Origin of the sequence: Hominenteromicrobium mulieris (assembly GCF_046197855.1) — a bacterium.
Lineage (GTDB): Bacteria > Bacillota > Clostridia > Oscillospirales > Acutalibacteraceae > Hominenteromicrobium > Hominenteromicrobium mulieris.
Map to the genome: position 1 here is coordinate 1,777,082 of NZ_CP173188.1, position 11,848 is coordinate 1,788,929.

General features: G+C 52.3%; 9 protein-coding genes, 1 tRNA gene and 1 pseudogene. 6 read left to right on the plus strand and 5 right to left on the minus strand.

Annotation, left to right across the window (positions count from 1 at the left end; all coding sequences use genetic code 11):
* The first annotated feature begins 17 nt into the window (after positions 1-17).
* On the plus strand, positions 18-1,010 hold the full coding sequence (locus tag ACI0CA_RS08585; RefSeq protein WP_412330522.1) for a Gfo/Idh/MocA family protein: 993 nt from the start codon (positions 18-20) through the stop codon (positions 1,008-1,010).
* A 70-nt stretch (positions 1,011-1,080) separates the two neighbouring features.
* On the opposite strand, the gene ACI0CA_RS08590 is transcribed toward ACI0CA_RS08585, so the two are convergent.
* Together ACI0CA_RS08590 and ACI0CA_RS08595 are read right to left on the minus strand one after the other, a co-directional pair.
* Positions 1,081-1,842 (minus strand): CBS domain-containing protein, encoded by a 762-nt coding sequence (locus tag ACI0CA_RS08590; RefSeq protein ID WP_343284454.1) that lies wholly within the window; start codon positions 1,840-1,842, stop codon positions 1,081-1,083.
* Positions 1,843-1,938: 96 nt separating this feature from the next.
* Positions 1,939-2,013 (minus strand) — tRNA-Thr (locus ACI0CA_RS08595).
* 193 nt (positions 2,014-2,206) lie between these two features.
* Between ACI0CA_RS08595 and ACI0CA_RS08600 the strand changes: the two genes are divergently transcribed.
* Entirely contained in the window at positions 2,207-3,202 is a 996-nt protein-coding gene (locus ACI0CA_RS08600) for a DnaD domain protein (RefSeq protein WP_343284455.1), read from the plus strand.
* 3 nt (positions 3,203-3,205) lie between these two features.
* Complete coding sequence (locus ACI0CA_RS08605) at positions 3,206-4,207, plus strand: ATP-binding protein (RefSeq protein ID WP_343284456.1); 1,002 nt, start codon at positions 3,206-3,208, stop codon at positions 4,205-4,207.
* A 63-nt stretch (positions 4,208-4,270) separates the two neighbouring features.
* Here the strand turns inward: ACI0CA_RS08605 and ACI0CA_RS08610 are convergent, their stop codons facing one another.
* From ACI0CA_RS08610 to prfB, 3 genes are all read right to left on the minus strand, one after another.
* A complete protein-coding gene (locus ACI0CA_RS08610) occupies positions 4,271-5,983 on the minus strand; it encodes a M3 family oligoendopeptidase (RefSeq protein ID WP_419049427.1) in 1,713 nt (570 codons plus the stop codon).
* Between the two features lie 138 nt (positions 5,984-6,121).
* The gene (ectB, locus tag ACI0CA_RS08615) at positions 6,122-7,393 is read right to left on the minus strand and encodes a diaminobutyrate--2-oxoglutarate transaminase (protein ID WP_176820524.1); all 1,272 of its coding nucleotides are present in this window, start codon (positions 7,391-7,393) and stop codon (positions 6,122-6,124) included.
* Positions 7,394-7,704: 311 nt separating this feature from the next.
* Entirely contained in the window at positions 7,705-8,832 is a 1,128-nt protein-coding gene (prfB, locus tag ACI0CA_RS08620) for a peptide chain release factor 2 (RefSeq protein WP_308448459.1), read from the minus strand.
* A gap of 342 nt (positions 8,833-9,174) precedes the next feature.
* On the opposite strand from prfB, the gene ACI0CA_RS08625 reads away from it, so the two are divergent.
* From ACI0CA_RS08625 to rpsF, 3 genes and pseudogenes are all read left to right on the plus strand, one after another.
* Positions 9,175-10,266 carry an RING finger protein gene (locus ACI0CA_RS08625; protein WP_418782861.1) on the plus strand — a complete coding sequence of 364 codons (1,092 nt, stop codon included), beginning with the start codon at positions 9,175-9,177 and terminating at the stop codon, positions 10,264-10,266.
* Between the two features lie 104 nt (positions 10,267-10,370).
* The gene (gene galU, locus ACI0CA_RS08630; protein ID WP_316687475.1) at positions 10,371-11,243 is read left to right on the plus strand and encodes a UTP--glucose-1-phosphate uridylyltransferase GalU; all 873 of its coding nucleotides are present in this window, start codon (positions 10,371-10,373) and stop codon (positions 11,241-11,243) included.
* Between the two features lie 249 nt (positions 11,244-11,492).
* Positions 11,493-11,786: pseudogene (gene rpsF, locus ACI0CA_RS08635) on the plus strand (30S ribosomal protein S6); the annotation flags it as partial.
* Between the last annotated feature and the right edge of the window lie 62 nt (positions 11,787-11,848).

Below are 11,848 nucleotides of genomic sequence, written 5' to 3' on the forward strand. Positions count from 1 at the left end.
GAAAGGAACCTGAAACTATGCTGCGATTTGGAACGATCGGCACCGGCTGGATCGCGAACAGCTACGTAGACGGCGCTTTGGACAGCGGCCTGTGGCAGCTCACCGCCGTTTACTCCCGCACAAAAGAGAAAGGTCTGGCTTTTGCAGCGCCTTACGGCGTTAAAACCATCTTTACCGACCTCGAAGAAATGGCCGCAACGGACAAAATCGACGCGGTGTATATCGCAAGCCCGAACAAACTGCATATCGAGCAGGCACGTGTTTTTCTGGAGCACGGCAAGCACGTCATTTGCGAAAAGCCGCTTTCCGCCCACGCAAAAGATGTAGCAGAGCTGCAGGCGCTTGCAAAAGAGTGCGGGCTCATCTACCTTGAAGCCATCATGTTTATGCACCTGCCGCAGAGAAAGCTTTTGGAAGAAGCTTTAAAAAAGATCGGCGATATCTCCGTGGCGAAGATTGATTTCTGCCAGCGCTCTTCAAAGTACGATGCGTACCTCGCGGGCAGCCTGCCGAATATCTTTAACCCCGCGCTCGAGACCGGCGCTTTGATGGATCTCGGCGTTTATTGCGTCTATCCCGCGCTGTATCTGTTCGGTAAGCCGCAGAACACGCTCGCCGTGTCGCATTTATTGGCGTCCGGCGCAGACGGCAGCGACATTGTCGCCATGCAGTACCCGGATAAGCTCGTGAACCTCGTGTTCTCCAAGGTCGGTCAGGCCGGCGCGAACACGGATTTTCAGGGCACAAACGGCACTGTATCCGTGGAGTCCATCTCAAAACTCGCCAACATCTCCATCCGTTATAACAACGGCACCGTAGAGGAAGTTTGCGGCGAAGAAGAAAAATTCAAGCTGATGGGCTACGAAGCGAAGGATTTTTACCGCTATATTACAGAGCCCGAAGCTTCCCATGCGGAATACGAGCAGTGCTCCGCCCTCGCTTACGACGTTTCCGTCTATATGGAAGAAATCCGCAAGCTCGCGAACATCCGCTTCCCCTCCGACAACTAAAACATAAAACAAAACGACACCGCATGATGAAGTCTTTTCCCGTGCGGTGTCGTTTTCGTATGGAGTGAATTCAGTTCTTAGCGTCTCTTTTGTCCTTTTTACGCGGGCTTTCCGGGTCTTCATCTGTGTGCCGAATATCCTGCATTACGTCCCATGGCGTCAGCATACCGAGCAGCGGCTCATCTCGGCTCCCCGTCTTCGTGATGAAAATGACCGAAAGGCGTTTGTTGCGACCGCGTATCTTCTCAAACATACGCCGTGCCTCAATGCAGGTCGTTTTCTCGTCGACAAACGCAAAGTTTTCCACATGCTTTTCTACGGCCAGCATTTTCCCAAGCTGTGAAAGCGTCGTTTCCTTCGTGATGCGCAAGGTTGGGTCACGCAAAATGCACGAAAAGATTGTGGACACGCTGAATACACCGAGAAATTTCTCTTTTTCTATAACCGGAATGTGCGAAAAGCCGCTCTTGTCCATACTTTCCATCAAATTTAAAACGCGCGAAGAAAGCCTTGCACAGCGAATGCTGCTGCCTTTTGTCGCAAAGTCGAGTGCAAGCGGCGGACGGCAAACGTAGTCGAGCGCCTCCCGCAGTGCTTCCACCACCGGCTCGCTCGGCTCCACGATCGGCTCGCCGCCGAGGTTCGCGTTGTGCGTCATCAAATTCCGGATTTCCCGGCAGAGATTCAACGTCTCGCGCACAGGCGCGCTTTCATAATGGTTGATGTATTCAAAAACCACGCTGGAATACCGCCGCTGCTTTGCGGTGCTGAACTTTACCTCAAGCTCATCCTCCAGCTGTTTATATAAATCGATAAATTCATCGCTGCGCATGGATCACACTCCTTTTTTTCAAGAATACCACAAAAAGTGCCTCCGCGCAAGGCTTTGCAGATAACAAAAAACCCGATACAAATTGTATCGGGTTTCTGGAGCTGATGGTCAGAATCGAACTGACAACCTGTTCATTACGAGTGAACTGCTCTGCCATTGAGCCACATCAGCATATTGGGTTTTGTAACGTTAATTATTATACCGAATTTTCTCCGTAAAGTCAACCCCTATCGCGAATTTTCTTTTAAAAAATATTTCGCGCGGACAAAATCCGCCTACGCCGGGCGGTTTACGGTTGTAACCACGCACAATGTGTGGTACAATGATACATACAGAAATTCAGGATGGGAAAGGGCGGCTTTTCATGGGTTATAAGCTGGAGCTCGGCGCATGGAGCGCGGTTTTCGCCGTGCCGAACGCGCTTGTAGATCGATATATCAAGGAGGCGGACGGAGATCAGCTCAAGGTCATGCTGTGGCTTCTGCGCCATAACGGGCGGCCGTATGCGGCGGAGGATCTTGCAGCCGCGCTCGGCATCACCCCGCAGCGTGTCGATACCGCGCTCGGCTTCTGGATGAAAAGCGGCCTCATTTGCAGCGTTGACACCCCGCTGGATACTGCCCTTACGCCGAATCACGTGGAGAGCCCCACGGCCGTCGCACCGCAGCCGAAAGCCGCTCCAACACAGCCGCAGCGCCCCACCGCGCCGAAGCGTATGCTGCGCCCGGACGGGCTTTATATCTCGGAGCGCGTAGAGTCCTCCCCGGAGATTCGCCGCCTTGTAGAGGAAGCGCAGAACCTGCTCGGCAAAACGCTTTCCCCCGCGCTTTCCGGCACGCTCATTCAGGCGCACGAAGATTACGGCCTGCCGTGTGAAGTCATTTTAATGCTTATCGCCTACGCGAATAAGATTGGCCGCGCAAACACGAGCTACATCGAATCCACCGTGCGCAACTGGGCAGATTCCAACATTTTAAGCATCGCCGCCGCGGAGGAAAAGCTGCGCGAGCTCGACGAAACCGCCATCGCGTGGAAGCGCTGTGAAAATGCGTTCGGCATCACCTCCCGCCGCGCACCCAGCAAAAACGAGAGCCAATTTGCTCACAGATGGGTGTTCGAGTGGCGCATGCCCGATGAGCTTCTAAACGAAGCCTATAACCGCTGTGTGGATAACACCGGCAAGGTCAACATGAAATACATCAACGCCATTTTGGAATCGTGGCACAACGCGGGCATTCATACCTTGAAAGAAGCCGTGGATGAAAGAATTGCCGCCGAAGCCCGCCGCGAGGGTGCGCATAAGCCTTCTTATGACCTTGACGAATACGAAAAATACGATATTTTTGCTACGGAGAAATAAACCATGGGATATGCAAGGCAGGTCTACACGCAAGCTGAAAATGAATTAAACAGACGTCGCACCACCGCGCAGGATAACGCACAGCGCCGCTTAGAGAACTTCTACGCCGTCTGCCCCGAAGCGGAGGACGTGCGCAGACGCATCGCTTCCACAGCAAGTCGGGCGGCTATGGCCGTTTTGCGCAGCGGCAACGCGCGAGAGACCATGGAAGCTTTAAAAAATGAAAATCTTTCGCTGCAAAAGCAGTTTGCCGATCTCCTCGCCGCGCACGGTCTCACCCGCGCTGACATCGAGCCGCAGTACACCTGCAAGCGCTGCGAAGATACCGGCTATGTAGACGGCCGCATTTGCTCCTGTTACCGCAGTTTATTAAAGCAGATCGCCTACGAAAACCTAAACCGTATCTCCCCGCTGACGCTCTCGTCCTTTGAGGATTTCTCCCTGCTCTATTATTCCGATGTTTCCGTAAACGGCGAGCGTTCCGACCGCGAGCAAATGCGCAACATTTACGACTTCTGCCGGCGCTACGCAGACAACTTCAAAAAGGACAGCGGCAACCTGTTTTTCACAGGCGCTACGGGTCTCGGCAAAACGCACCTTTCCCTCGCCATCGCCGCAGAAGCCATCAATAAGGGGTTCGGCGTAGTGTATGGCACGGCGCAGACTTTTGCCCTTGCTCTCGAGCGCGAGCGCTTCACCCGCACCGAAGAATCCGGCGGCGATACGCTCGATCTTTTAAACGACTGCGACCTGCTCATCATCGACGACCTCGGCATGGAAATCTCATCGTCTTACATCACGGCGACAATCTACAATGTGATTGATACGCGCATCACGCTGAAAAAGCCGACCATCATCAGCACAAACCTCTCCATGCAGGAGCTCGAAAAGCGTTACAACGAGCGTTTCACTTCGCGCATAATCGGATTCTACGACCGCTTGATCTTTCGCGGTAAAGACATCCGCATGAAGAAAAAGCTCAATCCGCAAAACAAACAAAATTAGCACACAAGCAAAAAGCCGAACGGCATCGGAGCTTTCCCCGCCGTTCGGCTTTTATAATTTATTTTAATACTTCGCGGATTCAATCTCTTCAATCACGCCGCGCACGGCTTTCTCCACCGCGCCATCTTCAAACGGCACCGGAATGCCGACATAATGCAGCAGATCGAAATAGCCCAGCGTGCCACCCGCTTTGCACAGCTTCAAATAACGTGCCCAAGCGCTCTCGCGGTCTTTCTTCATCTCGTCATAGAAGAAGAATGTGCAGATCTGCGCCAGCGCGTAATCGATATAATAGAATGGGTAGAGGAAAATGTGCTGCTTCTGCATCCAAAAACCACCGTTTTCCAAGAATGCGTTGCCGTCATAATCGCGCCACGGCATATATTTTTTCTCAATGCTGCGCCACACACCGCGGCGTTCCTTCGCCGTCATCTTCGGGTTCTTGTATACCTCGTGCTGGAACTCATCCACGCACGCCATGTACGGGATAACGGCCAGTGCATCGCACAAATGTGCATAACGGTATTCGTCCGCGCGGTCGCCGAAGAATTTATCCATCCACGGGTAGGTGAAAAATTCCATCGACATCGAGTGGATCTCGCACACCTCGCTCGTAGAGCCCTGCAAAACGCCGATCGGAATCAAGCGCTCGCCGAGATATGCCTGGAACGCATGGCCGGCTTCGTGCGTCAAAACGTCCACGTCTGCAGAAGTACCGTTAAAGTTCGAAAAAATGAACGGTGCTTTGTATTCCGGCAAAGATGTGCAGTAGCCGCCAAGGTGCTTGCCCGGGCGTGTCTCAAGGTCAAACAGCTCGTACTTCGTCATGAAGTCGAAGAATTCCTTTGTTTCGGGCGAGAGCGCGCCATACATTTCGGTCGCCTGCCCCACCATATAATCTTTGCCGCCGATGGGATCTGCGTTGCCGCCTGCAAATGTCAAACTCTCATCGTAGTATTTGACGGAATCCAAACCGAGGCGCTTTGCCTGCGCCTTGCGCATGCGGTCCACCGCCGGCGTGATAACCGTGCGGATCTGCTCGCGGAATTTCTCCACGTGCTCGGGCGTGTAGTCCAGTCTGCCCATATTGCGGTACGCAAGCTCGGTGTAATTGTCATAGCCGAGCTTCTTCGCCATCTCCACGCGCACTTCGATGAGCTTATCGTACAACTCATCGAGCTTGTCGGAAACGCCCTCGTAAAGGTTCGCCCACTTTTCAAACGCTTCTTTGCGCTCCTCGCGGTCGGTGCTCTCCATATGTTTTAAAAGACCGTAGAAATTGCAGGTCTCGCCGCGGAAATCCACCTTGCAGGAAGCCGCAGCCTTAGAATACTCCACGGAAAGCTCCGATTCTTTCACAAGCTCCGGGATAATGCGCTCGTCCTGCGTCTTGAGGTCGTTTTCCAAAACCGCGATGAAATGCGCGCCGTATTCCTTTTCAAAGTCCGCACGGAACGGGCCGTTCACAATGTCTTCCTTCATCGCCTTCTCCGCCGGGATCAGGTTCGGCAGATTTTCGTTCAGGTACGCCATTTCCGCTTCGTAGAATTCATCTGTCGTGTTCATCGTGTTGCGGATGCTGCAAAGCGACGCAATCGTAGACAAGTGCGTGTCGAGCTTTTCAGCGTCTAAAAACACCTTTTTCGCTTCCTCAAAGGTCTTTGCTGCCTTAAATGCCTCGCTGTACCGCTTATATTCCTCCACTGCCGCCGCAATGTCCGGTCGGGTGTACGGAAGTTCACTGAATTTCTGCACAACAATACGCTTCCTTTCCAAAATCTATTTGCGCTTATCATACCACTGCTTCGCACATTTTGCAAGCTGTTTTTGTTTATCCTGCACAGCAAAATGTAATCTATGCAAAAAGAGACCGCGCACAAAGCCCGATCTCTAATCTTTGAGATAAATTTTAAGTTATTTCAGCTCGCCAACAACCTCACGAATGGACTTCGCCAGAATATTGAGGCCCTTTTCCAGCGTATCCATCGGCACCTTCAGCTCCGGCATGATCTTCACAACGGAATCACGGCGGCCTACACGCTCCACGATGAGGCCGTTTTCAAACGCCTTGTGAATGACTGCCTTCGCAACATCGCCCTCAAACGCGCCAAAATCCACGCCCCACAGCAAACCGATGCCGCGTGTCGTGATGCGGCTGTCAATCGTCTCAATGTTCTCCTTGAGGAACTTCTCCACAAACGGCGCACGTTCACGAACCGCGTCTTCCACGTGCTCGTTCAGCATGAATTCCAGGCCCGCTTTCGCTGCGACCAAAGACAGCTGATAGCCGCGGAATGTGCCGTTGTGCTCGCCCGGCTTCCACTGGTCAAGCTCCGGGCGCAACAGCGTCAGCGCAAACGGCATGCCATAGCCGCCGATGGACTTCGAGAGCGTCACAATGTCCGGCGTGATGCCTGCGCGCTCAAACGAGAAGAACCAACCGGTACGGGAAGCACCCACCTGCACGTCATCGACAATCATCAAAATGTCGTACTTGTCGCACAGTGCGCGCACGCGGCGCAGCCACTCATCGGGCAGCACATAAATGCCGCCGTCCGCCTGCGTCGTTTCCAAAATGATCGCCGCCGGTTTCTCCACGCCGGAGTGGTCGTCTGTGATCAGGCGTTCCATATACGCTACGGTGTCGAGCTCCGGGAACATATACGGTGCCGGAATGTGCGTCACGTTGTAAAGCGGCACGCCTGCACCCTTGCGGGAGTCCGCATTCGTTGTCAGCGCTAAAGAACCCAGCGTCATGCCGTGGAACGCACCCATCAGTGCAAAGACATTGTTGCGCTTCTTTACCTTGCGAGCCAGCTTCAAGGCCGCTTCCACCGCGTTTGTGCCGGTCGGGCCTACAAACTGAATTTTATAGTCAAAGCCGCGTGGGCGAATGACTTCATTTTCAAAATATTCGATGAATTCGCGCTTCGGTTTTGTGTACATGTCAAGCGCGTGCATCACGCCGTCGTTTTGCAAATATTCAACGACCTTCTCTTTGATGTACGGGTTGTTATGCCCGTAGTTCAGCGCGCCGGAGCCGCAAAAGAAGTCGATATACTCCTTGCCGTTCTCATCCGTCTGGATAGAGCCCTTCGCCTTGACGAAGACCGTCGGGAAGTTACGGCAGTAAGAGCGAACTTCGGATTCATACGTTTCAAATGCTTTCGTGTTGTTTGTACTCATGTAGTACCATCCTTTCTACCATGCCATCTGCATGATTCAGCGATCACACGCGTTATGCGTGGGGCTGCGTTTTTCCCGCTCATGAGTTTTGAAGCGAGAGTCAGCGGTCGTTCGGCCAATGTGTAATAAAAATTTTGGCCGGATCCATACGGCACGCACAAATCGTTTTTTGCGATACCGTGATTAAGTTTACCACACTTGTCCGAAAAAAGAAAGGTCTTCTTTCGTAAAAAAACATATATCTCTGCAAAAATTCTGCAAAAAAGAGCAGCGCCTGCAAAAGACGCTGCCCAAATTTACAAAATCTAAATTTATTCGATGTTCTCGCCGAGCGTACCCTGGCTGAGCGCCTTCAGATACGCAGTGATGAAATCATCAAGGTCGCCGTCCATCACCGCGCTGATGTTGCCCTTTTCGCAGCCCGTGCGGTGATCCTTTACGAGCGTGTACGGCATGAAGACATAGGAGCGAATCTGGCTGCCCCACGTGATCTCCTTCTGCTCGCCCTTAATGTCGGAGATTTTTTCAAGGTGTTCACGTTCCTTGATCTCAACGAGCTTAGAGATAAGCATTTTCATAGCCACGTCGCGGTTCTGGTACTGGCTGCGTTCCACCTGACAGGAAACGACAATGCCCGTCGGAATGTGGATCAAACGCACGGCCGAAGAGGTCTTGTTGACCTTCTGTCCGCCCGCACCGCTCGCACGGTACACTTCCATCTTAATATCGTCCGGGTTGATTTCCACGCTGAGGTCCTCGTCAATCTCCGGCATAACCTCCAGAGAGGAGAATGAGGTGTGGCGGCGGCCTGCGGAATCGAACGGCGAGACGCGCACCAAACGGTGAACGCCCGCTTCACTCTTCAAAAAGCCATACGCATTTTCGCCCTCGACAAGGATGGAAGCGCTCTTCAGGCCCGCTTCGTCGCCCTCAAGGTAATCGAGCGTAGAAACCTTAAAGCCGTGACGCTCACCCCAACGGTTGTACATACGGAACAGCATCTCGGCCCAGTCCTGTGCCTCCGTGCCGCCGGAACCCGCATGGAACGTCAAAATCGCGTTCTTACTGTCATATTCGCCGGTGAGAAGCGTTGTCAGACGCATCGTCTCAATCACTTTGCCGATGGCCTCCACTTCCTCCTGTGCCTCCGGCAAAAGAGAAAGGTCTTCTTCCTCATTGCCCATTTCAATGAGCGTCAGCGTATCTTCGCAGCGGGAAACAAGGTTCAGATACGTCTCGTCCTTCTGCTTTAACGCAGCAGTCTTCTGCAAAATCTTCTGTGCAGATTCCATGTTGTCGTAAAAGCCCGGCTCCGCCGCCTTGTTTTCCAGCATCTCCACTTCTTCACGCAGTCTTTCAAGGCCCAGCGCGTCCTTCAATTCATCCAGCGCCGCCTGCTTTTCATTCAGTTCATGTTTTAATACTTCATATTGCAGCATACGTTTTCGTTACCTTTCAAAAATATCCGTCCAAACCCGCCTTCAAACATTTCACGGCGGCGTTCAGCTTAAATGTGCGCAAATCTCTGTTTATTATAATAGATAACCCGCCGTTTGTAAATAGAAAAAATGCGGGAAAACGCACGGTTTCGCTGAAATCTTTATATTAGCCTTTCTTGAAGTTTTACTTCGTTTCCTCGCTGAATTATTAACAGTCTGAAAATTTGCACGCTTTGCATTGCGATTGCGGGCATTTTGTAGTATTATATGAATAAGAAAATAATTCTGGCAGTATTCTGACCGTCTTTCGAATATTGCCAACCGAATTTTGGAGGTTCTGTTTTGGACTACAAAGGCATCAAGTGTCCCGTGTGCGACAAGCCGTTTACGGAAAATGACGATATCGTCGTTTGCCCGGTCTGCGGTGCACCGTACCACAGAGGCTGCTATAAAGAAAAAGGTGTGTGCATTTTCACAGATCTGCATGAAAGCGGCAAGACTTGGGCGCCGCCTGTTCCGCCGGACGCGCCGAACACGGCCAGTGAGCTTAAAGACAAGGAATGCCCGAACTGCGGCACCTTAAACGCCCACAGCGCGCTGTTCTGCAACATCTGCGGCACTTCCCTCACCGGCGCGCCGGATGAACACCGCAACACGGGCTACAACACGCAGCAAAATCCGAATAACGCGAACAATCCGAACGGCTATAACAATTACAATAACCCGTACGGCAGTTATCCCCCGCCGCAAAACAACGCAAACTATCAGAGCCGCGGCTTTGGCGGCGTGCCGTTCGCGTTCGACCCCATGGGCGGCGCAAATCCCGCGGAATTTGTTGCGGATAACGTCACCTACGGCGACGTCAGCAAGGTCGTGCAGCAGAATACAGCGTATTACCTTTCCGTGTTCCGCAATATTAAGTCTTTCGGGCGCAGCAAGTTCAATTTCAGCGCGTTCCTGTTCTCCGGCGGCTGGCTCCTGTATCGCAAGCAGTACAAGGCGGGCATCATCACAACGACAATCATGTTCCTTTTATATATCGCGAACCTGATGCTCTCGTGTTTCGTCGTCAACCCCATCACGACGCACGTCATCGATAACGCCGGCGTGTCTTCATCGGATCTCAGCTACGTGCAGCTTGCAAACCTGCTTTCGCAGTACTTGATGGATAACCCCTCACAGTATCTTTTGTTCTGCCTGCCGCTTTTGTGCAGCGCCCTGATGCTCGGCATTATGATCTTCGTCGGCGTGCGCGCAAACCGCATGTATTTAAATCACTGCGTCCGCACCGTGCAGGAGATTAAAAGCGTCAGCAATACGGAAACCGACCTTTCCGCAGAATACACCGCACGCGGCGGCGTGAACGTTGTCGTAACGTTTTGCCTGCTCGCCTGCTACATGATCCTGCGTTGGATCCCGCTCTTTTTGACTTGATTCCAGCTTAAAAGCGACATTACCGCTTACGGCTTCACGCGGTAATGTCGTTTAAGAATAGAACCCCTTTGGAAAATAGGAAGTATATTTGGAGGTATTGATTTATGAAAACCGTCAGAAAAGCCGTCATCCCCGCAGCAGGCCTTGGCACACGCGTACTCCCGGCATCGAAAGCGATGCCCAAGGAAATGCTGCCCATTGTGGATAAGCCCGCTATCCAGTTTATTGTGGAGGAAGCGGTCCGCGCCGGCATTACGGATATTCTCATCATCACAAACCGCGGCAAATCCATCATGGAAGATCATTTCGACCGCGCCCCGGAGCTTGAGGAGCGTCTGCTCGCAAGCGGCAAAAAAGAAGTATACGATGAAGTTGTGAACCTTGCGCACCTTGCAAACATCACCTACATCCGCCAGAAAGAGACGCGAGGTCTCGGCCACGCCATCTCCTGTGCCAAAGCATTTGTCGGCGATGAGCCATTTGCCGTTCTCTACGGCGATGACGTCATCCTCGGCGAAGATCCCGCCTGTGGCCAGCTCATCCGCGCTTATAACGAGACCGGCAAGGGTGTCGTCGGCGTGAAAGAGGTCAGCGAAGAAGCCATTCAGCGCTACTCCTCCCTCAAGGTAGAGCCTTTGCACGATAACTGGTTCACCTGCACCGATATGATCGAAAAGCCGAGTAAGGATAAGATTATGTCGCTTTACTCCATCCTCGGCCGCTGCGTATTGCCGCCGCAGATTTTTGACATTCTCGCCCACACCGCACCCGGCGCCGGCGGCGAAATTCAGCTCACCGATGCCATGTGTGAGCTTGCCCGCACCGAAAGCATGATCGCCGTCGATTTCACCGGCAAGCGCTACGATATGGGCAATAAGCTCGGCGTCATGCAGGCACAGGTAGAGGTCGCCTTAAAGCACCCCGAGATTGGCGAAAGCTTCCGCGCCTACCTTAAAGAGCTTGCCAAAACACTTTAAATGTAAAGTTGATTCACGTTACACGTATGTAAAGTCCATTCACTTTGTAAAGTCAGTCAACTTTACAAAGTGCCTATATCGAATTTGATTTTCCAAAAATCCGCCGAGTTCCAAGATTTTTCTTGACTTTGCGGATTTTTATGTTATAATACTTTTGTTAGTTTGTGCTTATGCGTTTTGTGTAACACAAATGACAATCCTTGCTCCGTTTAAAAGTACGGGGCCAAAGTCCAAAAGGAGGTGCAAACCATGACAGAGGTAGTAAAGAACAAGTACGAGACCGTTATCGTTCTCTCCGCAAAGCTCGGTGAGGAAGGTAATGCAGAGCTGGTCGAAAAGTTCAAGGCATTGATTGCAAAGCACGGCACTGTCGAGAGCGTTGACGAGTGGGGTAAGAGAAGACTCGCGTATCCGATCAACAAGGAAACCGAAGGCTACTACACCCTCGTAAACTTCGAGAGCACGCCGGACTTCACCGCTGAGCTGGACAGACGCTATAAGATCACTGACGGCGTTCTCCGTTCCATCATCGTGAAGAAGGATCCCCGTTTTGCAACCGCTGCTGCAAAGCCGCGTAAAGCCGCTGAGCCGAAGCCGATCGACGT